The sequence below is a fragment of the Agrobacterium tumefaciens genome (assembly GCF_005221385.1).
GTDB lineage: Bacteria > Pseudomonadota > Alphaproteobacteria > Rhizobiales > Rhizobiaceae > Agrobacterium > Agrobacterium tomkonis.
This window is the reverse complement of record NZ_CP039905.1, coordinates 106,060-130,545: the sequence shown is the minus strand read 5'-3', so window position 1 is coordinate 130,545 and position 24,486 is coordinate 106,060. Positions and strand designations below refer to the sequence as shown.

Below are 24,486 nucleotides of genomic sequence, written 5' to 3'. Positions count from 1 at the left end.
ACAAGACACCGGACGGTTGACCCGTCCCGGGTCTTCCATGTCCGACATTGGCGACTGCCCGCTCATCCGGGCAGCGGCTGCTTCTGCACGCTCTCGCCATCGGCAACAAAGAGGAATGCATATGAAAATACCGTATTTCAGTCAGTCCGACAGCGATGCCGTATTGTCCGCCATGAGCAAGTCGCAGGCGATCATCGAATTCGACCTGAACGGAACCATCCTCACCGCAAACACCAACTTCTGCGCGGCTCTCGGTTACGAGCTCTCCGAGATCGTCGGCCGCCATCACCGGATGCTCGTCGATTCCGTCGAAGCGAGTTTGCCTGAATACCGCACATTCTGGGACCGTCTCGCTCAGGGCCACTTTGACCGCAAACAGTACCGCCGCATCGCCAAGGGCGGGCGCGACGTCTGGATCGAAGCGTCGTACAATCCGGTTTTCCGCCGGGGCAAGCCATACAAGGTCGTCAAGTTCGCGACCGATATTACCGCGATCAAACAGAAGGCCGCCGAAGACGCGGGAAAGCTTGACGCGCTCTCGAGGGCGCAGGCGGTCATCGAATTTACTCCGAACGGTGAAATTATCACCGCTAACGAAAACTTCCTGAAGACCGTTGGCTACCAGCTGTCCGAGATCGTCGGAAAGCACCATTCGATCTTTTGCGATCAGGACTATACCCGCACGCCCGACTACCGTGTTTTCTGGGACCGCCTGCGCTCCGGCGAGTTTGTGTCGCAGGAATTCATGCGGATCGGCCGCGCGGGCAACAAGGTCTACATCCAGGCTTCTTACAACCCGATCTTCGGCGTGGACGGAAAGGTCTTCAAGGTCGTCAAGTTCGCCACGGACGTTACGGGTCGCGTTGAAAACGTACAGGCCCTCGGAAATGGCCTGCAGATGCTCTCTTCCGGAAACCTCTGCGCCGACCTGCCCAAGTCTTTCATTCCGGCACTCGAACAGCTTCGGGTGGACTTCAACAATACTTCGGGAAAGCTCCGCGCCACCATGAAGGCTGTCCGGCAAAACGCACAGGCGATCGCCGCCGGCTCGTCTGAAATGAAGACGGCAGCCGACGACCTTGCGAAAAGGACCGAGCAGCAGGCGGCCTCGGTCGAAGAGACGGCGGCCGCGCTCGAGGAGATCACCCAGACGGTCTCCGACTCCAGCCGTCGTGCCGATGAAGCGGGACGCCTCGTCGTTTCCGCCCGCACCAATGCCGAAGAATCTGGCCGAGTGGTAGCCCGCGCGATCGATGCGATGGGAGCGATCGAGAAATCGTCCAAAGAGATCGCCAATATCATCGGCGTCATCGACGACATCGCCTTCCAGACCAACTTGCTGGCGCTAAATGCAGGCGTCGAGGCAGCCCGCGCGGGCGAGGCTGGCAAAGGCTTCGCGGTCGTCGCCCAGGAGGTCCGCGAGCTGGCGCAGCGGTCTGCCGGGGCGGCAAAAGAAATCAAGGCCCTGATCGGGCTCTCGGGCGAGCAGGTGAAAGCGGGCGTCTCGCTGGTAGACGAGACGGGCCAGTCGCTCTCCCGGATCGTATCGCAGGTGAAGGACATCGACGTCAACGTCGCGGCGATCGTGGAAGGTGCGCGGGAACAAGCCGTCGGTCTGCGCGAGATCAACATATCGGTCAACACGATCGACCAGGGGACGCAGCAGAACGCGGCCATGGTGGAGGAGTCGAACGCCGCCAGCCATGGACTGTCCGGCGAGGCAGACGCGCTGTTCAACCTTGTAAGCCAATTCAAGGTCGACGAAGGCGGGGCTCTCGATGTCGCGGTGCCAACGACCTACGCAAGGCCAGAAACCGCGCCGACACCCGTGCATGCGCTTCGCCGCAGAGTGAGCCAACAGATCAGGGGCGGCAACGCGCTCGCCCAGGCGTGGGAGGACTTCTGATGTTGGCCAGCTCATTCAGACAGACCGCGGCGAGCGACATGGACATCATCGCGTTCAGCCTTCGGGGTCAGGAATTCTGCGTCGAGACGACGAAGGTCCGCGAAATCCGGGGGTGGGTTGCCTGCACCCCCGTGCCCCACGCCCCCGAGGACGTACTGGGCGTCATCAATCTCAGGGGTGAGGTCGTCCCGATCATAGACCTCGCGGGACGCTTGGGGATGGGAATGACGCACGGAACCGAGCGTTCGGCAATCGTGGTGGCGGAAGTCGGCAACGAGGTCTTCGGCCTCCTCGTTGACAGCGTTTCGGATATTCTGACCGTCGACAGTGCTTCGGTGCAGCCCGTTCCGGAAGTGGTCGCCACGGTGGAGCTGCAGTTCGCGGCGGGAATGCTGACGTTGGAACAGGGAATGATCTGTCTTCTCAACCTTTCCAGGCTTCTCGGGGCGAGGAGGGACCAGACCAACGGGCCGAGCAAAGATGTCGTCCTCTGTCTCCCCGCGCGTCATTGACCTTGTCACAGCGCTGATGGATGAAGGATGCGAGATGTGGAGCGTCGGCCGGGGCTACTGCATCGGCGAGCCAACCTACGAACCACACGCGACCAACGTTAAACGCATCCTTGACCGTTTCGGTCCAAGAGACCACCTCCTCGAAGAGATATCCGCGTATCTGGCGCAGATCGGCCGCTCATTCGACCGGCCGATCTGATTCAGGCAGCATCTGCAGCACCTAAGGCGCTATCGTATCTCCGCTTCCGGACCATCCCCTTCCAGACTTCATTTGTCGCGGCCGGGTTTGCCTAGTTCGGGTGACCGCTATAACGCGGTTACTCCCTTGACCGCCTATGCGGGCAAGGCCCTTCCGCGCCGCAAAGGCGGGCCGTTCGCTGGCTGCGTCCACAACGGTAAAATCGGGCTTTTTTGCGGAGCTCGCGTTGAGCATTAGGCAATCAACCGTCGTCTGATCGCCTCCGCGATTGCCTGAGTTCTGTTCGAGGCTCCGAGCTTCTTGACCGCCGACTTGACGTAGCTGTTGACGGTATCGACCTGATACCCGGTGGCCTTGGCTATCCCATCGCTGGTCAAACCGAGACTTGCCTGAGACAGACACGCCATCTCGCCTTTGGAGAGGCGCAAGTGTTCGGCTGCGAACTTTTCCATCAGCGGCTTCGTGACGACGGTGTGGATCGTTTCAGCAACCAGCGAGAGGAAGGTCAGTTCCTCGTCATCGAACGGCGTGGCCCTGGTAACGCCAACCGCTCCGTATGTGACGCTCTCGCGCGCGATTGGGAAAAGGGTCCTATTGTGTACGCCGAATGTGCGCTGAAGATACAGCAAGCGCTGTGGCGGCGAGTGCTCGGCATAGACCTCGTGCTCGACCACCACCGATTTCGCCGCTTTGGCGGCCGCAACAAAAGGGTCCTCGGCGTATAAGCGGTCAGCGTGATAGGCTTCCACGTAACCAGGGGGAAGGTCCGTGTCGATCGAGAAGCCGTTTCCGAAGCGGTAGTGGTCGACGTCAAGACCAGAGATGAAGATGTAGTCGAACGGGACGGCACGGCGCAGTCTTTCGATAATGTCGTTCTTCCCGAAAAAGCGGTGATTGGGAACAGAACGCAGGTCGATATTGTCAATCGGCATCGAAACGGGGCTCTGACGCAGTTTTGGTGGTGATGGATTTTATCCCGCGCCGATGACGCGGGCTTGGAGGAGATCAATTTTTCCGCGGCCGTACATCTGGCGTTTCACAAGTTTGAGCTTGGTGATCTGCCCCTCCTCTGGCCGTTGGACCATGGTGAAGAGATCGCTGCGCTGACGGCTGCTCGGTCTCTAACGACACCGTTGGCGAAGGAGGCGACCAAGCCCGATCGAGCGCGTTCCAACCACGGATCGAGATCAGCGAGAGATTTCTTGCGGATCATGGCCTGGAAGGCGGCGATGACTTCCCGCGCCTCAACCAGCAGCGGCACGCCACCCTCAATCGCCGCAACCGTCACGGTCTCAGATTTGGAAAGGTCGTCGCGGCCGATGGTCATGAGACGTGCAATGGTCCTGGCCGAAGGCGCTCGGCTCAACGCGCCCGCATCGACCTTCTCTGCTTTTCGACGGCGTGTGGCCCACTCGGTGACAACTCGAAGACAGCCGCGGAACCCTTGGCTCTTGAGTTGCCGCCATAGCTCCGTTCCATTCCGGTTTCCGGCCGTCCATTGAGCGTCAAGCCAGGGCAGGTAGAGTTCAAGCGAGTTCTCACGGACGCGGAAGACATCCGAACGTTGACCACGCAGTACGCGTCGGACAAGGCCGCGACTGTATCCGGTCCGGCGCACGATCTCCTTGATTGTTGCTCCGGACTTGGCCATGTCGAGAATTGCGGCGTTGGTGTCTTCCCGGCGAAGATATCCCTCGTACTGGATCCTCTCGGCGGCCGTCAGCAGTTCGGGGTTGATCGTGGCCGCTCCGATCGCAGTTCGGATCTGGCGCATCGATTTGCGCACCGCATCGAGGAATGCCCGGCTGGCGTTCTCCATTAAGTGCCAGCGGTCAGCGACCTGGGTGGCGTGTGGCAACGCCTTGGCTGCAGCCGTCGCGTAACCGCCGCCGCGGTCGCGAGCGACGATGCTGATCTGAGGTTGGTCCGAGAGCCAGGCCTGGGCCGTCGACGGCTCCCGATCCGGCAGGAGAGCAATGGTTTTGCGCCGTTCCAGATCGCAGATGATGGTCCCATAGCGTTGATTTCGTCGCCACGCCCAGTCGTCGATACCGATCACGGTGGGTGGGACAAAGCGCGGACTGCCGCGTCGCCGCACGACGCGCAGCAGCGTATCGTTGCTGACCGGCAACATCAGCCTTTTGGCAAAGGTGGCCGCTGGCCTGCCACCCAGTGCAAGTCCGAGATGATGGACGATGTGGTCAAGCCTGGCGGTTCGCCGCGCCGAAGGCGCGAAGCAACCCTTTCGGGACATCGAGCGAACCAGTCTTGCTTCGCTGATACGGGTTAACCAGCCGGGCCATCGATAATGGGCTCCGCTCTTCTAATGGCGGTGAGCTGGACCTACTCGACAAATTCGACCATGACGCCCGGCTTGACCATGCCGGCCAGTTCCTCGACGTCCCAGTTGGCCAGCCGAACACATCCATGCGATCCAACCTTGCCTATCAGTTCCGGTTCAGGCGTGCCGTGTATGCCGTAGGTCGGCTCCGTCAGGTCGATCCACACGGTACCCACAGGACCGTTCGGCCCGCTCGGCAGCTCAAGGATTTTCTTGTTGTTGCCCTGCTGAAAATTGATCTTCGGATTGTAGGTGTACGTCGGCATTCGCGACACGCCCTTGACCTTGTGTGTCCCGGTTGGAGAGGGTGAATCCTCGCTGCCGATCGTCGCTGGATAGACCGCGAGCAGCGAGCTGTCGTCGGCAAAAGCGAAAACCTGCGCCAGTTTGCGATGAACCTCGATCCGCTTGACCGATCCGGTCCTGGCAGCGCCGGGAATGGCGACAGCGATCGTTTCGCCCGGCTTGAAGGCCGCCGTCGGATTGAGGGCCTTGATCAGCGCGATATGCATGTGGAACCGCTCGGCCAGCTTCTCCGCAATGCTGGTGTAGCCGAGATGCTCCATCCTGGCCTGTTCGGCATAGTCTTTCGGAATGCTCTCGACGATATCCTTGCTGTCTTCCTGAATGATGGCATAGGCCTGGATGGCCGGGGCATCATCGGTCAAGCGGCCCAATACGTCGGGATCGAGCTTCCCATCCACTGGCAGACGTTGAAGCGCCTCGAAGCCGGCGATCGCTTTCGTCAGGTTGTCGCCGAAATACCCGTCGATGACGCCCGGCGATGAACCAGCCCGGTCGAGCAGGACCTGCAGATGCACGATGGCGGGATTGGGCTCGGTCTGTTTTTCCGCCGGCGCCTCGATCGGAAGGGACGCGATCGCCGCGGTATTGACGGCTTGTGCGTCGATCGGCGCTGCAAAGGCTGGGGAACAGAGCGTTAGAGCGGCGGTCAGTGAAAAGTACCGAAAGGCATTCTGCATGGAGGCTACCGATAAATTAGGGAGAGACTCTCCACCCGGTGGATGGAGAGGCTTCATTGGAGAAAGGTCAAGCAAGGAAGAAGGCCGCCGTTTCCGGCGGCCTTCATCTTGTCAAATCGTGCGGCGAGTGGTGGTTTCGGCCAGAAGCAACGCCTTCTTCGTGCCGTAGGAACCGCCGAACCAGGCCGCCACAGCCCCGAGCAGGAGGGCGAAGAAGCCAAGGATCGCGCCGGCCGACACTGCCTTGGTGGCCGTCTGGGCGGCATCGAGCGCCTGCTGCTTTGCGGCAGCGATGTTATCGCGGTAGGTCTTCTCGTACTGCTCGACCTGGGTGCGGGCCTGATCTACCGGGATGTTCTGCGCCTTGGCGATCGCATCAGCGGCGCGATTGCGGGCATCTGCGGCCTTTGCCTGGTCACCGGTCACCGCGGCCTGGACCGCCGAAACGGCTGCATCACGCAGGGCTGCCGGATCGTTGCCGCCAGACGCGTCACGGATCTGTTGCTCGATCCCGGCCATCGGGTTTGCAGAAGTCGCAAGGGCAGGGGCTGCCGACGTGGCAGCGGTCGCGGCCGTTTGGCCGACACCGCCGACAATGCTCGACAGACCGCTGAACGCGCCGCCGATGAGGGCACCGACCGACGTGGTCAGCAGGTAGAGGATGACAAGAGTGGTGACAGCCCAGGTGGTTACGCCCTGATACCCGCCGGTCGAGCGGCTCGGACGTCCGGAAAGGCGGCTGGCGGCATAACCGCCGACGAAGGAAGCAATGATACCGGCCACAACGAACCACGCGCCACCGGCAATGGAGAAGGTGCTCGCATTCGGGTTGTCGTAGGTTGCCGGATCGATCACGGCGGCGCCAATGCCCACGCCTAGAAGATTGAGGAGAAACTGGACGGCAAGTGCCAGAACGACGCCGGCGAAGATCGCACCCCATGACACCTTATGCAAAGTGGCCGTAAGGGAGGGGTCGACATAGGCCGCTTCGCGCGACACGTGGACGGAGACAGGTTCGGTCATGGTGCATCCTCTTCATCACGGGAATGTGAGTGCCATACTAACGCCGCAATCGCCGTTCGGTTCCCGTCCAGCAGGATACAAAAAAGACCGGCGATGGGATCGCCGGTCTCTGCTGCAGTTACATCAAACGAAGAGCCTTGATTAGTCCTTGCGGACAATACGATCGGACCGCTCGTCTTCGACTTCCACCTCGGTATGGCGGACGCTATCGTTGATGGTCTCCTCGCGCTGCTCGGCGGTCTTGCGCAGCGCGATCTCTTCGACAACGCGCGCATCCTTCGAGACGACAGCCTCTTCATGGTGCTCTTCTGCCTCAATCGTGCGGTCGACGAAGGCGTTTTCCGTTCCAGTCACCGGGCGATCGACGGCGCGGCGCTCGATGCTGACGTTTTCGTCGCGCAGCGATACCTGTTCGCTGACAGGATTTTCGACCACGTAAGAACGGACACGCACGCGGCCATGATTGAGGTCACGCTTGCCGACGCGAAGCTCTTCCTCGACCACCGGGATAACCTCTTCACGGCCGGCCTCCAGAGCTGCCGTTCCGGTTGCGCTGGCACGATTGGCGGAGGCGCCATACGAACTCACGGTCTCCTGCTGGTTCCACCCTTCCGAGCGCCAGCTCTCTGCGCGCTGATCGAGATCGATGCTGCCCTCGTCATCGAGGATATCGATCACCTTGTCATAAGAGGCGGCGGTGACGTTGCTGACCGTCACAAGATAGCCACCGCGGCGAAGACCTTCGGAATAGACGGCGCGGTCCTCGTCGGGAAAGAAGAAGTCTTCCAGCTTCTCCCAAAAGCCCTTGTGCTCGGAGGCAACTTCAGTCGAGGTTGTAGACTCCTTGCCGGCGACGACGCGAATGCCGTCGCGGGCAATCCCGGCTTCGACAAGGCGTTCGACGGCGGCATCCGCATCGCTGCGGTTTTCGAAGAAGGCCGTCACGGTGTTAGACGAAGAGGCGCCGTATGACGATGTGGTTTCGCTGTAGGTCATGAGTTTCTCCTTTTCTCGGATTGATAATTAGCTCAGGGGTCGTCGCGCTCGATGCTGGCACGTTGCTTGCGCAGTTCGACCGGAATGGAAACGTCCTCGGTGGTGGCGACGCGGCGGATGTGGATCTCTTCGACCAGCATCAGACGCTTCTCGACAACGAGAACCTCCTCCATCACAGGCACGATGGTCACGTCACCGTCCGTGCGAACGGCCGGCGCTTCTGACACTTCACGTCCGATTGCCACACGCGTGACCTCGACATTCTCGCTGTCGAGGCGTGCCTCCGCTGCTTCTGTAACAAACTCGGTTTTGGTGCTGACGCGGACGCTGCCGTCGCGCACGGCGCGCTTGTCGATGACAAGCTGTTCTTCGATCAGCGAGAGTTTCTCGTCAGGCTTGGTCATCCGCATTCCAGATTGTTGCAACCAGCATTGAACGAGCGGAATCCAACTTTGTTCCTTGGAAAAGGTCACACGTCACCAGCTGCGCAAAAATCGCCCAAGGCCGGAACAAAGTATTGACGCAGTGATTTTGTCGCTCACGAAGAAAGGTTGGATAAGCATGGTGAATATTCTGATCGTCGAAGACCAGTGGCTGTTATCGAGCGCGGTCGAAGAGGCAGTGTTGTCGCTTGGGCATGAGGCCATCGGGACGGCAACCACGGCAAAGGAAGCGTACGAGCTTGCCGACAAGGCTCAAGTTGCATTTGTCGATGTCAATCTCATCGATGGTGCGACCGGACCGGAAATCGGCCGACGCCTGGCGGCAGACGGCGTCACCGTCGTCTTCATGACCGGCAACCCGGAACAGCTTGGCTCAGGCGTCGATGGCGCCCTCGGGGTGATCTCAAAGCCGGTGATGGACCTTGAATTGGTCGAGACGATCCAGTTCGCAACGGATCATCACGCCGGGCGGGACTGTATCGCTCCTAAGCGGTTTATTGCGTTTCATTGACGACGACTACTCGGCGAGACCCTTCTATTCGTCGAGCTCGTTTCGTGTGACGCTCGCCAACTCGTGGAGCCCCTCGGCGCGGCCTGGCTCCTCGACAGCGGCCAGAATAACCGCGTAGAAGGCGGCCCGACATATTTCTTTTTTTAGACGCAGCAGCGTGTTTCTTTCTGACCGCGTCTACGAGATCCTTCGGTCGCATTGCCGGGAGAGCGAGTTCGGCGATCGTCCGCGCGATATCCTCAATGTCTGATGCCAGTTCTCTTGCCATCACCTTCTCCATTCGAAGATGAGATAGCGAAGGGAGATGACAGCGCGATGTCAGAACGCGTCTGGTCCGCTCAAAGTCAGATTTGCATTCTCAGGCGCGTTTCCGGATGCGTCAGGTCAGGCCTTGCCCCCAACGATACGTTTCGCCGCTCAAGCGAGAGTGTGTAGGCGGGTAAATTCCGTCAACTTCCCGACTGAAGCCGCATCTTGCGCAAGCGCTCGGTCTTCAGCCGCCGCTCCTCCGCCTCCGCCTTGATTGACGCCATGGCGCTGGCATGCGTTGCGTCGAAGCGTTGCTTCCTGTCCGCCAAGGAGCTCTTCTCGCGGTTTCGTTTTTGTGGAATGTCGTCATCTTTCCATCACGATGAACTAATGCTCAGCAAAACAGCGACAAGTAGAGGGGGACGTCAACAAGAAGAATGTACGACAGGGTACGGTGCTGATGCCGACGATCCCAAATCTCCGCAGTTCAGGCTTAGGAGTTGGAGAAGGCACGACAGCGGCAAGAGGAGGACAAGGGCGATCTCGATAAAGGCCTCGAAGATACCTTTCCCGCGTCGGATCCTGTTTCTCACACGATAACGTCCGTACCGGCAGGCCGCACCGACCCGAAAGAGGCTGAGCGCGTCAAAGCCAGCGCTCCTGAGAACCAGCAAAGCGAGGATTTCACAAGTAGCGTTCGCGGCTGAATCAAGGAAAACCCGCTCACTGCTGTAGCCCTCACAACTGCGGTCGCCTGGATCTTTGGCGCGACCCGCTAATCGGGACGACTGATGTGAAGACCTCAATTGACGGCCCGCTACCCGCGCCCCCTTCCGGGCATGCCACGTCGCGTCCGACATCAGGCTCGGTTCTGAAGAAGCTTGGCCCTGGCCTAATCACTGGAGCCGCCGACGACGATCCAAGTGGGATCGCAACCTACTCCCAGGCCGGCGCCTAGTTCGGCTTCAACATGGTCTGGACCATGTTACTGTCTTATCCGCTGATGTCGGCAATCCAGCTTGTCAGTGCCAGAATTGGCCGCGGGACCGGATCGGGGCTGGCGGTCAACATGGGTGCCATCTGGCCGAAATGGCTCGTCACCGGGTTGGTCTGTCTGCTATTCGTTGCCAACTGCATCAATATTGGCGCGAACCTCGCGGCGATGGGTGCGTCGGTCGAGCTCGCGACGGGAATGCCGAGCCTGCCGATCACCATCTTCTTCGCCCTCTTGTCACTAGGGCTGCAGATGTTCATTCCCTATGAGCGATATGCCAACATCCTGAAGTGGCTGACGCTGGTCCTGTTCGCCTACATCGCCGTCCTGTTTGTGGTAAAGATCGACTGGATGGCGACGTTGAAAGGATTTGTCTGGCCAACCTTTCCCTTGAACACCGACAGTTTCACCGTGGTCGTTGCGATCCTCGGCACGACAATCAGTCCGTACTTGTTCTTCTGGCAGTCGAGCCAGGAGGTGGAAGAGATCGTTCGCAGGACGAAGCCAAGCCGCTTGAGGAGGCGCCGCGTCAAGCTCCCAAAGAGCTCAACCGGATCGAGCTTGATACCCTCGCGGGTATGGCCGTTTCCACCATCGTCGCTGTCGCGATCATGATGTGTGCGGCTGCGACACTGCACGCTAATGGCAAGACGGATATCAAGTCGGCGGCTGATGTCGCCGAAGCGCTGAAGCCGATCGCCGGCAATTTTGCCTTTGTCCTGTTCAGCCTCGGCATCGTTGGAACCGGATTGCTGTCGATCCCGGTACTGGCTGGCTCTGCGGCATATGCCTTCGCCGAAACGCAGGACTGGATCTGTTGGTTTACATTGAGGAGTTGATCATGCCCAAACTTGCGCTGTACGTGCCATTGAAGGCCAGGCCCGGAAAGGAGAGCGATGTCGCCGATTTCCTGACCTCGGCGTTAGCGCTCGTTCAAGCTGAGCCCGGTACCCTGACTGCGTATTCCGGTGATGCCGGACAAGCGCTAAACCGGAGGGGGATCACCCACCCGGAGGGCCGAGACGTATTTCATGGAAATGCGGCCGGTGCTGCAGGCCGCAGGCCGAAGCATGGGGAGACGGGTTTAGTGCTTGTGGGGGAGAGAGGGCAGAGCGCCTTTCTCCCCTCTCAGTGCGCTGAATAAATTCGCCTTCCGGCCCGAAGGATATATTCCGGCACAGATAGCTGCCAGGCGGCTACGCGCCGTCATTTCCGTCATTCGAGGGCGCCAGAACACATCCTGGAAGCAGTCATTCTCCACTATGGAGCTATCGCTGCCTGTATCGGTAGCTCAAGCGTGAAAACGCTGCCCAACCCCGGACCATCACTCCATACCGAAACATCGCCGCCGTGTAACTCCATGAGTTGTTTGACGAGGGCGAGGCCGATCCCAAGTCCCCCATGAGCATGATTCCGATGCTCTTCGACTTGCTCGAACATCCTGAAAATTGCGCCAGCGGCCTCGGCACTGAGGCCGAGACCATTGTCAGTGACGCTGATGCGATAGGTGCGCGGAAGTAATTCCAGCGCTACCTCAATCTGACCGCCCATCGGCGTGTATTTTGCGGCATTGTTCACGAGGTTTGAAACGCACTGCGTCAGCCGAACCTTGTCAGCGAACATCATGCACGGCTGATCCGGAACGTTGATGGACAAAGCATGGTTTCGCTCCTCGATTGCCTCTTTTGTCATATCCAGCGCGGAGTGAATGGCATCTCTCAAGTCAAAGTCAGACTTTACGAGATTGATTTTGCCCTGCGTTATCCGTGACACATCGAGCAGGTCGTCAACGAGCCTGATGATGTGGTCCATCTGTTGGTGCATGAGGCCATGGATCTGCTCCACCTTGCCAGCATCCGGCTTTCTCGAAAGAAGCTTCAGCCCGCCATTGAGAGCGGCAAGTGGGTTGCGCAGTTCATGGACGAGAACGCCGATGAACTCGTTCTTACGCTTGTCGGCGAGCTGAAGCGCGCGAGTCTGTGCCTCGAGAAGGTCGCGCTGTTCGGAAATCATTTTACGCTGACGATAGAGCTCTGCAAAAATCTCTGCCTTGCTGCGCAGAATATCCGGCTCGATCGGTTTTTGAATAAAGTCGACGGCGCCCGCTTCATATCCCTGGAACCGCCGCTCGGCTGTATGGGTACCGGCAGTCACGAAAATGATCGGAACCCGCCGTGTCCGCTCATTGCCTCGCATAAGTTCGGCAAGTTCGAAGCCGTTCAGTCCTGGCATCTGAACGTCAATCAGCGCCAGTGCCACATCATGTTGGAGCAGAAGCTCGAGAGCCTCATCGCCGGACCGCGCCTTCAATAGCATCAGCTCGTCGCGTTGTAGCAGAGCTTCCAGAGAAAGCAGGTTCTCTGGAAGGTCGTCAACCAAGAGGAATTTGACGTCAGTGTTCATTTTCGATGTTCTGCAAATAGGTTGAAATCTTCGACAAGGTCAAAACTTGAGCGCTTGGGCATGCGCGGATGGCAGCTTCGGGCATGGCCCGAGCGAAAGCCTCGGACGGATCCTGAACGATTGCCGTTCCGCCAGAACGAACGACGGCCGAAAGGCCTTGGGAACCGTCATGATTGGCGCCCGTCAGGACAATAGCTGTCAGTTGGCTGCCCCAGGCGTCTGCCGCGCTCTCGAATGCCACGTCGATCGATGGCCGCGAGAAGAGAACCTCTTCCTCGCTGGATAAAGCGACATGCGTTCGCCCCTCGAGCGACAAATGATAATTAGGGGGCGCGAAGTAGATGAACCCGGCTTCCACGGGCTCCTTGTCTTCCGCCTCGATCGCGCGAAGCTGACATTTGAGGTCAAAAATCGCGGCCAGCACACTGCGTTTGTTTGGCGGTAAGTGCACCACGACGAAGATAGGATACGGATAAGTCGCAGGCAGTGGCGGCAATATCATGGACAGCGCTTCCAGCGCCCCAGCGGAGGCGCCGATGATGATCGCACCGTTCGGATTGTCCTTCACGAGCCGATCCTCTGATAGATCTTCTCATCTCGGACGAACTCCCGGAAGCCATCGGCGTGTGCCGAAAACCGCAGTGTTTCCTTCGAGCCCAGCCCGAGAAAGCCGTTGCGTGGCAGCGCATCCCGGAAAAGACCGACAGCCCTGTCCTGGAGATCCCGGTCGAAATAGATCATGACGTTCCGGCAGGAGACCAGATGCATCTCACCAAAGACCTGGTCCGTCACAAGACTATGATCTGAGAACACGACATTGCGCCGCAGGCTTTTGTCCAGGATGCACCGGTTGTAGCCCGTCGTGTAATAGTCAGACAAAGATCCCTTGCCGCCGGAGTCACGATGGTTCTCGGTGAACAATCTGACCCGTTCGATGTCATAAATTCCGGCTTCCGCCTGGGCGAGGGCCTCTGGATTGATATCCGTCGCATAAAAGAGGGTTCGCTCCTCAAGCCCTTCCTCGCGAAAAAGGATGACAAAGGAATAGAGCTCTTCGCCCGAACTGCATCCGGCAATCCAGATCTTCAAGGAGGGGTAAGTGCGAAGATGCGGAACGACCTTCTCCCGGATCGCCGCGAAGTAGGACGGGTCGCGAAACATCTCGCTGACCTGGACCGTAAGGAAGCGGAGCATGTCGTCAAGCATCTCGGGATGATGAAGGACGCGCTCCTGCATGGCTGAGATGGTCGCAAAGCCCAACTGTTCGCGTGCCTGGCGCAACCGCCGCCGGATCGACGACATGGCGTAGCTGCGAAAGTCATAGTGGTAGCGATGATAAAGCGCCTCCAGCAGCAGCCGGATCTCTATATCCTCCACCTTTTCGAACGTCTCCGTCATTGCGGCATCCAGACGCGCACGAGAGACAGAAGCTTTTCGACGTCAAGCGGCTTTGCCATGTAGTCATTGGCGCCGGCTTCGATGCAGCGCTTCTGGTCGTCCGGCATGGCCTTTGCCGTCAAGGTGATGATCGGCAACTTCTGCCATGCTGAGTTCTTGCGGATGTGGCGGGTAGCGGTGAGGCCATCCATGACCGGCATCATTACATCCATCAAAACCAGATCGATCCGCCCGTCTGGGTTTGTTATCGATTGCTCCAGTTTTTCCAGCGCCTCCTCGCCGTTTCTGGCGATATCGACGATCACCCCGCGTGGTTCGAGGATGTTGGTCAGGGCGTAGACGTTGCGCACGTCGTCCTCGACGATCAGAATGCGGCGCCCTTCCAGCAGTTCATCGCGATTGCGCGCTTTGCGGATCATTTGCTGCTGCTCGTCCGGCAGCTCGGAGACCACCTGGTGCAGGAAGAGGGTAACTTCGTCGAGAAGACGCTCCGGCGATTTTGCACCCTTGATGATGATAGATTTCGAGTAACGGCGAAGTCTCTGTTCTTCTTCGGACGAGAGAACGCGTCCGGTGTAGACGATGACAGGCGGGAAGGAATGCATGCCCGCTTCGCTCAACGTTTCCAGAAGCGCAAAGCCGGATGTATCTGGTAACGACAGATCCAGCACCATGCAGTCGAAGGTCTGTTCAGCCAGCAACGAGATGCACTCTGCCGCAGTCCCGGCCCCCACCGTTTCGACGTCATGCGACCACAGGAGTTTCGACAGAGCGTCCCGTTGAACGGCGTTATCTTCAACGATCAACACGCGCCGCAGCGTTTGTTCGGCTTTCGCGCCTAGGGACTCGATCATCGACACCAGGTGATCGCGTTGTACGGGCTTCAGCGCGTAGCCGACGGCGCCCAATGAGAGAGCCCGGTCGGAATAATCTTCGGCGGAGAGGATGTGGATCGGAATATGGCGCGTCCGCACGTCACGCTTCAGGCGGTCAAGCACCGAGAGGCCGGATTGATCCGGAAGACCGACATCGAGCAGGATGGCGTTCGGCAGATACTGATGGGCGAGTTCCAGGGCTTCTTGAGCGGTTCCGGCTACGAGCGCCTGGAACTTCAGCTCACGGGCGAGATCGCGCAGGATGAGTGCAAAGGATTGATCGTCCTCGACAATCAGCAGCTTGCGGGCCGTCGGCTCGGATGCTGCACGGTCGTCATCGACGATTGCGACTGCCTTCGGCTTTTGTGCAATGGTCTCTGCTTCAGCGCGCAAGACGGGTTCTGCAGCGGACGCGACGGGCGGGGCAAAATCCTGTTTCGGAGCCTGGACCAGCGCACTGTCGAACTCGGCCGGAATGACGATGGTAAACGTGCTGCCTTGGCCGAGCTTGCTCTCCAGCCGGAAGCGGCCGCCGAGCAGGCGCACTAGTTCGCGGGAGATCGAAAGCCCGAGCCCGGTGCCACCGAACTTGCGGCTGATGGTGCTGTCTGCCTGATGGAAGGCCTCGAAGATCCGCTTCTGCTGTTCTTCGGCAATCCCGATGCCGCTGTCCTTGATCGCAAAGGCCAGTTGATTGTCGCCGTGACGGCTGACCGCGAGCGACACACTGCCCTTCTCCGTAAACTTCAGGGCATTCGCCAAAAGGTTCTTCAACACCTGCTCCAGGCGCTGCGGATCGGTCTGGATGACGGCCGGCACGCCGGCCTCCACGGAGACGTTGAGCTGGAGGCCCTTGTTGGTTGCGAGCGGTTCGAACATGTGGCGCAGTCCGTTGACGGTCCGTTCGATGGACACCGCTTCCGGATTTATCTCGACATGGCCCGCCTCGATCTTGGAGAGGTCGAGAATGTCATTGATCAGATTCAGGAGGTCATTGCCCGAAGACTGGATCGTCTGGGCGAACTGGATCTGCTGTGCCGTTAGATTGCCTTCGGAATTGTCGGCCAGAAGTTTGGCAAGGATGAGCGAAGAGTTGAGTGGTGTGCGCAGCTCATGCGACATGTTCGCCAGGAAGTCCGATTTGTAGCGGCTGGCAAGTTCCACTTCCTTTGCCTTGGCTTCGATTGCGTCCTTTGACCGTTCCAGATTGTCGCGCTGCCGTTCCAGTTCCTCCGCCTGTTCTTCAAGCTGGGAGTTGGTCTGTTCGAGTTCCGCCTGCTGCTGTTCCAGGCGGGTTTGCTGTTCGCGAAGCGCGCGCCCCTGTTCTTCGAGCTCTTCGTTGGAAACGCGCAGCTCCTCGCCCTGCACCTGCAGCTCTTCCGATTGCCGCTGGGTCTCTTCCAAAAGAGCCTGGAGGCGGGTTCTGAATTCCGCTGATCGGATGGCGACAGCAATCAGCTCTGAGACCTGTTCAAGAAGAACTAACGTCTGATCGCTGATGGGAGACAGGAAGCCGAGTTCGAAAACGCCTCTTATGTCCCCTTCAACGATCGCAGGCGCCAAGGCGAGATAACGTGGCTTCTGCTGTCCAAGAGCCGAGCCGAAGTTGATATAGCCATCCGGAACCTCGCCAACCGCGATCGGACGGTGATCCCGCAACACATGGCCGAACAAGCTGTCGTTTTGGCCAAAGCTCGTAGGCAGGATCACGTCTGCAGGTACGCCGTGGACGGCCATGCGATGAAAGCGGCCGGCATTTTCGACATAAATGGCACCTGCAACGGCACCGAGATAGTTGGTGAGGAAGCCCAGGATGTTTTCGCCAAGTTTCGCGATTTGCTGCTCACCGCTGACGGATGCAGCCAAGCCCAATTGTGCATCCCGCAACCACTGTTCGCGCTTCTGCGCCAGAGTGGATTTTCTCACCAGTGCGGAGATCGCGAGGGTCAGGACGATGCCAAGCAGCCCCGAAGCTAGCGCGCTCGCCCAGGCAATAATGTATGACGCATTCATCTCCTCAAGGCGCTGGCTCCGCTCTTCACCAGCCTCGTTACGCAGTTGGGAGATGACGTTGCGGATGCCGTCCATGTCGCTGCGGCCGCGGTCTGATTTTACAAGGGTCAACGCTTCGACGGACCCTCGTGTCTGGAAGACCTCCAGTGTTAGCGCCATCACTTCAAGTTTGGACGAGACAAACGCTCGGAGTTCCTCGACACTCCCACGTTCGCGCATCTCGGCTGTGGCAGCCGAGCTGATTGTGTCCATTCGGCTCTGAACCTGTGGGAGGGCACGGTGATATGGCGCAAGATAGGCCTCCTCAGAGGTCAGGAGAAAGCCACGTAATCCCGTTTCTGCATCTTGTATGTCGATCAAAAGCAGGTCGAGCGCCACCACAAGACCATGCGTTTGCGTCACTCTCGCATTGCTGTCTCTGACGTTCTGGACTGTGTAAACGGTTAGCGCGGTGCTGATGACGAAAAAGAAGATCGCGGTCGCTGCGCCGATGAGGGCATTTCGCTCCAGACCGAGCATTCTGTTGCCTGTAAGTGCGGATGTTTTTCTGTGCATCAGAAGGTCTCTAAAAACTCGGTCAGATGATATTATCACGTAAGAGTGACGGCATCGGATGCGGGAAATGGCTAGCGGGGTCGCAAAGCGTGTGGTTGCTGTGTCCCATCCACTCCCGCCGATCACGTCAACTTGAATAGAGTCCTAGGTAGCAATAATTTTATGAGGAAAGCAAGATTACGCTAAAAATGGAACGAAATGAGTTGCTTGCCCTTCAGGGGTTGGCCCATTCGCCGCAACGTCACGCAAGGAAGCTCAGCGGCTTCACGGTGGAGTACCTTCAACCAGAGTTGGGTGCTGCTTTCAGTTACGACTGGACGAGCGACCTCCATTACCATGACATTGTCCTGGAAGATGGGGGCATACGTGCAGGGGATGGATTGGAGGACAACCGCCGTGACCTCCGCCACACGCTGACTTATGTCCCGCGGGGTGCACGCGTCACTGGCTGGTCCGAACTCCAAAGGCGGAACAACTCGTTCGCAGCTATCTATTTAGATCCGGCAGCTATCCGGCAGGAGCTGGACACTCGCTTCGCCGAACATGTCGATGAAAAGGTTTATTACCGAAGCGACGAAGTCGCGGGATACCTGCGCCAATGGGCCGGCCTGCTAAAGCGAGATCATTCTGATGCTCTATACGAAGAAGCATTGGGCCTGATCACGATCTTGGCGATCCACAAAGCAACAATGCCGGCATTGAGACAGCCGCCGCCCCTTGGCAGAGCGCCTCTGGCTCTGATCGACGAGTTTATCGAGGAGAACCTTGGCTCAGATCTCAGCCTATCGAGCCTTGCTGCACTCGCGGGCCTAAGTCGGTTCCATTTCAGCAGGGCCTTCAAGGCGTCCACCGGAGAGACCCCATACCAGCACGTGCTCCGACGTCGAATGGAAAGGGCACGATTGCTCTTGGCCGCAGGAGAAATGCCCATCGACGAAATCGCCAGCAGGCTGGGCTTTCAGGATAGCGCGTATTTCCAAAGGACTTTCAAATCATGGGTTGGAATGAGTGTGAAAGAGTTCAGGGACCGGATGTAGGTCCTCACTGAAGGCTTCGCGCGCTTCAATAGTTCGCCCAATAAGAGCAGACTGTCTGCCTGCGCCTGCGCCTGCTTCGCAGCTAGGAACTCTGCGAACTCTCTCTGGCCAATCGTGGCTAGACGAGAATTGAAATGGGTATCTCACAATCGGCCCTACCAAACCGCGTGGACCGGCTTGGAACGCTGGCAAACAAGTTGGCGTCAGCCAACCTTCAAAAATCCCCGTTTGGGCAGTCCGAATCAAGATCTGTAGAAAGGCGTTAGGTTGCTGCATCAATCTTCGCAAAAAGATTGCAAACTAGTCCCGGGTCCCAGTTTTCTGGAACATCAAGCCGTGTTCGGTGGATATTGAATATTGGTGAATGAAGGAACAACTATGCGAAAAATCGGTCGAGTGCGGGAAGTCTGGCGCTATCCGGTGAGTTCTCTTGGCGGGGAGACGCTCGCCTCGATCACCGTGTCGCCCGAGGGCATCGCAGGCGACCGACGGTTCGCGCTGTTCGATCCGGAAACCGGCCTCGCCGCCGCCCCCGAGAAGGAAACGCGCTGGCGTCCTGCCCTCTTCATCACCGCCTGGCAACCGGCCTCCGGACTGCCGGTGCTGCGCTTTGCCGACGGCGCCGAACATGCGCTCGACGACGGTGCATTGCCGGACCGCCTGGCAGAGCATTTCGGCTTCCCGGTCGCGGTCGGGCTCGTCGGGTCTGGCGATTACCGCTTCCCCGTCGTCTCCAATCGTTACAAGCCAGCGCCGCTTCACCTTGTGACGACCGCTTCGACGGAGGCGCTTGCCGCGGTAACAGGCCTTCCGCCACTCGACGCAAGACGGTTCCGCCCCTCCGTGCTGATCGAAACGGAAGAAGGCGAAGGTTTCATCGAAAACGAGTGGGTTGACCATACGTTACGCATCGGAGACACGGATATCCGCGTCACCGAGGCGTCGCGCCGCTGTGGCATGACGCTTGTCGCACAGCCCGGCATGGCGGAAGAGCCCGATGTGCTGCGCGGGATCATGCGCCACAACAAGCGCAATCTCGGCGTCTATGCCACGCCCATCGAGGGCGTGACCATCAGTGTCGGCGATGCCGTCTATGCCGAGATCTGAAAGAGCGGCGTTTCCGCCTGCGAGATATCCTTGAGGATTGCCCGGCCGACAGTCTCGCCGATATCCCGGGCACTGGTGATGCCCTGAACGAAGGGCTCCTTGTGCAGGAGGAAGGCGATTGCCGCGCAATAGAGCCGGCCTTCCGACATCAGGCCGAGACGCGGGCGATAGAATTCATCGACATCGATGCCGCCGGTGCGCACCATATCGGGATCGCGATCGAGCGACATGATCGCCTCGACCTTGGGCGTCGCGGCTTCGCGCACGCCTCCCTGATCGACAAGCGTCGGAAAGGGGAGATCCGTCGCCGAGAGGGTTTCCTGACCGGTCGCATCGATGAAGGCGCCGAAGCGATGCACCGTGCCTGACACCTCGACCTCTGCGCCCCGCTCCAGACCGACCTCGGCCGTGCGGATCGTATAGTCTTCGCCGAGCCGCAGGATGGACAGTTTGCCGACACGCGACAGCGCGAGCAGACGGCGGATCGACATCAGCGGCACGGTTGCATAGTCGTCGATGAAGATGCCCTTGAAGTGGCGGTGGAAGCGCTTGAGGTCTTTCTCGTCCAGATGCGGAATGACGCGCGCGACAATCTCGTGGGTGATCAGGATCGCATAGCGCCACGGCACGGTATAGCGCTTCACCCTATTGTCCTCGGCCTCGGCCAGGTTCTTCGCGGCCCAGACGAACGGATCGCTTTCGGCTCGGTCGGCATAGTAGGCGGCTGCGAAGGTCTCGACGGTCAGCTGCGAAAGGCCGATGCGGGTGGCATAATCCGGGTCGCGGGCGACGATTTCTCCGCGGAACAGCTCGAAGACCTCATCGAGCAGGTCGTGACGACCTGTCGCGATCAGCGCGTCTATGGCCTCTTCCGTGCAGACGAGCGGCGTCACATAGGGCAGCGGGCAGTAGAAGTCGGCCTCCGGCAGGATGCCCTTGCGGGACATCAGCGTCGCGCGAAAATCCTCAGTCCCGGCAGCCGGCTGATATTGCAGATCACCCGCCGCATCGCTGTAGAACATGCCGTGGGCCGTCGCCACGGTCATCAGGGCGTCGATCCCGCTCAGCGAGGTGCCGAGAATGCCGACGGGTTCATTGCGGATCGACTTCAAAACAGTGGCCGGCCAGGGCGAAACGAAGTAGCCGGGTCGTATTTCGGTGCTGTCGGGCCAATTGTGGCCGGTCGCCATCACGACGTGGTCGAAGACTGCGTCCTCCTCTGCGTCGGGACGGGATACCCTCAGCCGCACTGCGGCCGCCTGTATCTCGATATCGGTGACCTTATGGCGGGCCAGCACGTGGATTTCGTGGCCGCGTTCGCCGGCCAGATTTTGCATCCGGGCAAACTGCGCCTGCATGTAGTCGCCGAGCACGAGGCGGGGATAGAATTCCCGCTCATCAATCGCCTCGCGGCGGATGCCGTGGCGCATCAGCGTGTCCTCATCCTGCCGCCGCAGCCATTCGACCAGGGTCTCGGTGAAAGCCGGAAGCTCGATGCTCGGAATGTTGGAGAGCATCGCCGGGTCATTCATATCGGGGTGATAGGGCGTACCCTTGCCCGGCTCTCCCTCTGCTTCATAAAGGGTGATCGACAGGGGAACGGTCGAGCCGATCAGTTGTTTGAACGTGTAGAGGCCGGTTGGACCCGTGCCGATGATCGCAATTCGTGGAAGCATGGACATATCCTATGTCCGGCGAACAATCTCGCACGGCTGTCAGGGAATGTTCCACCCTTGAAATTGTTCCCGCCCTCATGCGCCCGCGCGAACTAGCCTTCGAGAAAAGGGGGATCGTGTGAACGTGATGTGAGATCTGGCCTGCTGCCGGTTTCATGGACACCGAGTTAAGGTGTTCCTCCTGAAACCGGAGAGCATGAATGCAACGAAGGAAGTTCAGCCGCGAGTACAAGCTTGAGGCGGTGAAGTTGGTCAAGGAGCGTGGGGTCTCTGTTGCCCAGGCGGCCCGTGACCTTGATGTCCACGAGAATGTGTTGCGCAAATGGGTTCGCGAATACGGCGACGATCCCAGCCAGTCCTTTCCTGGAAAAGGCCAGATGAAGCCAGAGCAGCTTGAGATTGATCGGCTCCGTCGTGAAGTCGCCAAGTTGAAGGCGGAGCGCGACATCCTAAAAAACGATCACGGGCTTTGGTCCGCCTGTGCGCGGTAGAAACAGGCTGTGCTACGCTGCACTCCGGAGGGGAGTTGCCGACTGCTTATTGGAGGCGTTCGACCCCGTTAAAAAACGTGGCACATGGGCTGTTGCGAACTTGAGAGTGGTGACGCGGCTTCAGCAGCGATCCCGATTAGGAAAATGACGAACTTGTGCGGCCCAGCCCCTCCCGAACCGAAGGAGGAGAAGCCATGCCCAAGACAAGATTATCTGCCCCGCAGAACCTCACCCGCCTGAACCCGAGCGCAGCCGCGATCGACATCGGGTCCACAATGCATATGGCGGCGGTCAATCCGGACAGCGATGACATGCCAATCCGCGCTTTCGGCACCTTCACCCATGATCTGCATGATCTCGCTGCCTGGTTCCGATCTTGCGGCGTCACGAGCGTGGCTATGGAGTCGACCGGCGTCTACTGGATACCGTCTTTCGAGATTCTGGAGGAGCATGGCTTTGAGGTAATCCTGGTCAATGCGCGTTACGCGAAGAACGTCCCAGGGCGGAAGACCGACGTCAATGATGCGGCATGGCTTCGCCAGTTGCATTCCTATGGTCTGTTACGCGGCAGCTTTCGTCCCAATGCGCAGGTTGCCACTTTGCGTGCTTATCTGCGCCAGCGAGAACGTCTGGTCGAGTATGCGGCAGCTCATATCCAGCACATGCAGAAGGCTCTGATGGAAATGAACCTGCAGCTCCATCATGTTGTCTCCGACATCACCGGCGTGACCGGTATGAAGATTATCCGGGCAATCGTTTCCGGCGAGCGCGATCCTGACGCCCTGGCCTCTTTGCGTGACGTTCGCTGCCACTCTTCTATCGAAACGATCAAAGCATCGCTGGTCGGCAACGATCGTGATGAACACGTGTTTGCTCTTTCCCAATCACTGGAGCTTTACGACTTCTATCAATTGAAGATGCTCGAATGCGACCGCAAGCTGGAAACGGCGATCGCCATGATGACTGTGGAAGTCGAAGTGCCGCTCGCGCCGCTGCCAAAAATCCGGACAAAGACCAAGCAGACGAATGCACCGTCCTTTGATGTCCGGGCCGCTCTATACGGCCTTACGGGCACCGACTTAACACAGATTCACGGCCTCGGCTCCTCGCTCGCCCTCAAGCTCATCGGCGAATGCGGAACTGACCTACGAGCATGGCCCACCGCCAAGCACTTCACATCATGGCTCTGCCTGGCTCCCGGCAACAAAATATCTGGCGGAAGACTTCTCTCCTCGAGAACGCGCCGATCATCGAACCGGGCAGCCGCACTCTTGCGGTTGGCAGCCACCACGATTGGCCGAAGCGACACGGCACTGGGTGCATTTTATCGACGTTTGGCAAGGCGCATCGGAAAGCAGAAAGCCGTGACGGCGACGGCACGTAAGATCGCGGTTCTCTTCTTCAATGCCCTTCGGTTCGGCATGGCTTATCGTGATCCCGGTGCGGCGGCATATGACGAGCGCCATCGCGGTCGAGTCTTGGCAAACCTGCAGCGCCGTGCTCGCTCTTTGGGATATCAACTTGATCCCATTCCCGATGCTGAGAGTGTTTCTTAGGAAGGCCGCAGCCTACTTTGCCAGGGACGCGATATGAGGTTCGCGTTCATTGCAAAGCACCGTTCGATCTGGCCGGTGGCATGGCTCTGCGAAGCGCTAGGGGTTTCTCGTTCAGGTTTCCATGCCTGGTTCAATCGTTCTGCGAGTGAACGCGCTCGCTATGATGAGGTTCTGCTGGACAAGATCAGGCAGAGCTTCAAAGCCAGCGACCGCACTTATGGTGCTCGCCGTGTATGGCATGACGTGCCGGAAGAAGGATTATCCTGTGGTCTCCATCGTATCGAGCGGCTGATGCGCTTGAATGCGCTCAGGGCGAGGCCGAGACGGCGTGGCTTGCCGAAAGATGCCGGTGACCGTGCCGTCATCATGCCGAACGTGCTGGACCGTCAGTTCATGGCAGAGCGGCCGAACCAGAAATGGGTGGCCGACTTCACCTATATCTGGACAGCAGAAGGCTGGCTGTATGTCGCGGCCGTCATTGACCTGTTCTCACGCCGTGTCGTCGGCTGGTCGATGAATGCCAACATGACGGCCCAGCTTGTCACAGATGCGCTGATCATGGCGATCTGGCGTCGAGGAAAACCAGACGCGCTACTGCATCATTCTGATCAGGGAAGCCAATATACGAGCGAGCAGTTCCAGCGCCTCATGAGCGACCACGGCATCACCTGCTCCATGAGCCGCTCTGGAAATGTCTGGGACAACGCTGCAATGGAAAGCTTCTTCTCATCCCTGAAAACGGAGAGAACAGCACGCAGGGTTTATCGCACGAGGAATGACGCCAGAGCGGATGTGTTCGATTACATAGAGCGCTTCTACAATCCGAAGCGTCGCCACTCGACACTGGGCTATCTCAGCCCCAATGACTTTGAAACCAAGGTGGGATTAGCTTAACTCGGTGTCCGAAAACCGGCAGCAGGCCAAAGGCCGCAAATCTCAAAGGCTCGTCAATCACGTTCTAGTTGAGCTCCTCAAACAGCTGTTCTTCATCGATTTAAAGGATCAGCCCGGCTGCGCCCCCTTGGCAGCCTTGTCGCAATCCGTGCGCTAAAAGCCATTTAGCCGGCCGCCGAGACCGTGGCTTGGAATTGTAAGCCTGTAGTGGCCCGAATAAATGTCCCAGCCCGCCCGTACGGCGCCAACCCCAATTTGCACGGGTCCCCATCCGCCGGTCTCGATGTTATTCGGCTCAACGAGCGCGGCCAGCAGAGACTTTAT

At 59.0% G+C, this 24,486-nt stretch carries 17 protein-coding genes and 4 pseudogenes; 9 read left to right on the top strand and 12 right to left on the bottom strand.

The features are described from left to right. Positions 1 to 121: 121 nt before the first annotated feature. Positions 122 to 1,906 (top strand): methyl-accepting chemotaxis protein, encoded by a 1,785-nt coding sequence (locus CFBP6623_RS25745; RefSeq protein WP_052821390.1) that lies wholly within the window; start codon positions 122 to 124, stop codon positions 1,904 to 1,906. Then, complete coding sequence (locus tag CFBP6623_RS25740; RefSeq protein ID WP_052821385.1) at positions 1,906 to 2,418, top strand: chemotaxis protein CheW; 513 nt, start codon at positions 1,906 to 1,908, stop codon at positions 2,416 to 2,418. The genes CFBP6623_RS25745 and CFBP6623_RS25740 overlap by 1 nt, the downstream gene beginning before the upstream one ends. A 432-nt stretch (positions 2,419 to 2,850) precedes the next feature. Here the strand turns inward: CFBP6623_RS25740 and CFBP6623_RS25735 are convergent, their stop codons facing one another. The 6 genes and pseudogenes from CFBP6623_RS25735 to CFBP6623_RS25710 all read right to left on the bottom strand — a co-directional run bounded on the left by CFBP6623_RS25735 (position 2,851) and on the right by CFBP6623_RS25710 (position 8,364). After that, complete coding sequence (locus CFBP6623_RS25735) at positions 2,851 to 3,549, bottom strand: helix-turn-helix transcriptional regulator (RefSeq protein ID WP_052821384.1); 699 nt, start codon at positions 3,547 to 3,549, stop codon at positions 2,851 to 2,853. Between the two features lie 39 nt (positions 3,550 to 3,588). Next, positions 3,589 to 4,934 (bottom strand): annotated as a pseudogene (locus CFBP6623_RS25730) (ISL3 family transposase); the annotation flags it as partial. Positions 4,935 to 4,960: 26 nt separating this feature from the next. After that, complete coding sequence (locus CFBP6623_RS25725; RefSeq protein WP_052821158.1) at positions 4,961 to 5,941, bottom strand: L,D-transpeptidase family protein; 981 nt, start codon at positions 5,939 to 5,941, stop codon at positions 4,961 to 4,963. Between the two features lie 111 nt (positions 5,942 to 6,052). Further along, positions 6,053 to 6,964, bottom strand: a complete 912-nt coding sequence (locus tag CFBP6623_RS25720; RefSeq protein ID WP_052821156.1) for a hypothetical protein — start codon at positions 6,962 to 6,964, stop codon at positions 6,053 to 6,055. A 141-nt stretch (positions 6,965 to 7,105) separates the two neighbouring features. After that, positions 7,106 to 7,960, bottom strand: a complete 855-nt coding sequence (locus tag CFBP6623_RS25715; RefSeq protein ID WP_052821155.1) for a YsnF/AvaK domain-containing protein — start codon at positions 7,958 to 7,960, stop codon at positions 7,106 to 7,108. 32 nt (positions 7,961 to 7,992) lie between these two features. Then, positions 7,993 to 8,364 (bottom strand): YsnF/AvaK domain-containing protein, encoded by a 372-nt coding sequence (locus tag CFBP6623_RS25710; protein ID WP_080843310.1) that lies wholly within the window; start codon positions 8,362 to 8,364, stop codon positions 7,993 to 7,995. A 55-nt stretch (positions 8,365 to 8,419) separates the two neighbouring features. Here CFBP6623_RS25710 and CFBP6623_RS25705 point away from each other — a divergent pair, with 55 nt between their 5' ends. After that, positions 8,420 to 8,914 carry a response regulator gene (locus CFBP6623_RS25705; protein ID WP_137002610.1) on the top strand — a complete coding sequence of 165 codons (495 nt, stop codon included), beginning with the start codon at positions 8,420 to 8,422 and terminating at the stop codon, positions 8,912 to 8,914. A gap of 449 nt (positions 8,915 to 9,363) precedes the next feature. Here CFBP6623_RS25705 and CFBP6623_RS27215 read toward each other — a convergent pair whose 3' ends face one another. Continuing rightward, complete coding sequence (locus CFBP6623_RS27215; protein WP_263635088.1) at positions 9,364 to 9,492, bottom strand: hypothetical protein; 129 nt, start codon at positions 9,490 to 9,492, stop codon at positions 9,364 to 9,366. Positions 9,493 to 9,956: 464 nt separating this feature from the next. Here CFBP6623_RS27215 and CFBP6623_RS25695 point away from each other — a divergent pair. Next, positions 9,957 to 10,975, top strand: a pseudogene (locus CFBP6623_RS25695) (Nramp family divalent metal transporter); the annotation flags it as partial. Positions 10,976 to 11,417: 442 nt separating this feature from the next. Here CFBP6623_RS25695 and CFBP6623_RS25685 read toward each other — a convergent pair. From CFBP6623_RS25685 to CFBP6623_RS25670, 4 genes are read right to left on the bottom strand one after another with little or no spacing between them, the layout of a single operon-like run. Beyond that, positions 11,418 to 12,560, bottom strand: a complete 1,143-nt coding sequence (locus CFBP6623_RS25685; RefSeq protein ID WP_072492898.1) for a hybrid sensor histidine kinase/response regulator — start codon at positions 12,558 to 12,560, stop codon at positions 11,418 to 11,420. Then, positions 12,550 to 13,128, bottom strand: coding sequence for a chemotaxis protein CheB (locus CFBP6623_RS25680; protein WP_072492897.1), 579 nt, complete (start codon positions 13,126 to 13,128; stop codon positions 12,550 to 12,552). Before CFBP6623_RS25680 ends, CFBP6623_RS25685 begins: the two co-directional genes overlap by 11 nt. Further along, positions 13,125 to 13,958 carry a CheR family methyltransferase gene (locus tag CFBP6623_RS25675; protein WP_072492896.1) on the bottom strand — a complete coding sequence of 278 codons (834 nt, stop codon included), beginning with the start codon at positions 13,956 to 13,958 and terminating at the stop codon, positions 13,125 to 13,127. The genes CFBP6623_RS25680 and CFBP6623_RS25675 overlap by 4 nt, the downstream gene beginning before the upstream one ends. Continuing rightward, the gene (locus CFBP6623_RS25670) at positions 13,955 to 17,401 is read right to left on the bottom strand and encodes a response regulator (RefSeq protein ID WP_072492895.1); all 3,447 of its coding nucleotides are present in this window, start codon (positions 17,399 to 17,401) and stop codon (positions 13,955 to 13,957) included. The genes CFBP6623_RS25675 and CFBP6623_RS25670 overlap by 4 nt, the downstream gene beginning before the upstream one ends. Before the next feature lie 188 nt (positions 17,402 to 17,589). On the opposite strand from CFBP6623_RS25670, the gene CFBP6623_RS25665 reads away from it, so the two are divergent. Beyond that, entirely contained in the window at positions 17,590 to 18,438 is an 849-nt protein-coding gene (locus CFBP6623_RS25665; protein ID WP_072492894.1) for a helix-turn-helix transcriptional regulator, read from the top strand. Positions 18,439 to 18,816: 378 nt separating this feature from the next. Then, positions 18,817 to 19,545 carry an MOSC domain-containing protein gene (locus tag CFBP6623_RS25660; RefSeq protein WP_072492893.1) on the top strand — a complete coding sequence of 243 codons (729 nt, stop codon included), beginning with the start codon at positions 18,817 to 18,819 and terminating at the stop codon, positions 19,543 to 19,545. Here CFBP6623_RS25660 and CFBP6623_RS25655 read toward each other — a convergent pair. Next, positions 19,530 to 21,221, bottom strand: a complete 1,692-nt coding sequence (locus CFBP6623_RS25655; RefSeq protein WP_072492908.1) for an FAD/NAD(P)-binding protein — start codon at positions 21,219 to 21,221, stop codon at positions 19,530 to 19,532. The two genes, CFBP6623_RS25660 and CFBP6623_RS25655, sit on opposite strands and share 16 nt — an antisense overlap. Positions 21,222 to 21,421: 200 nt before the next feature. Here CFBP6623_RS25655 and CFBP6623_RS25650 point away from each other — a divergent pair. The 3 genes and pseudogenes from CFBP6623_RS25650 to CFBP6623_RS25640 all read left to right on the top strand — a co-directional run. Next, positions 21,422 to 21,691 (top strand): annotated as a pseudogene (locus CFBP6623_RS25650) (transposase); the annotation flags it as partial. A gap of 215 nt (positions 21,692 to 21,906) precedes the next feature. Then, positions 21,907 to 23,268, top strand: a complete 1,362-nt coding sequence (locus CFBP6623_RS25645) for an IS110 family transposase (protein WP_072492891.1) — start codon at positions 21,907 to 21,909, stop codon at positions 23,266 to 23,268. After that, positions 23,269 to 24,162: pseudogene (locus CFBP6623_RS25640) on the top strand (IS3 family transposase); the annotation flags it as partial. It abuts the gene before it with no gap. Positions 24,163 to 24,486: the final 324 nt, after the last annotated feature.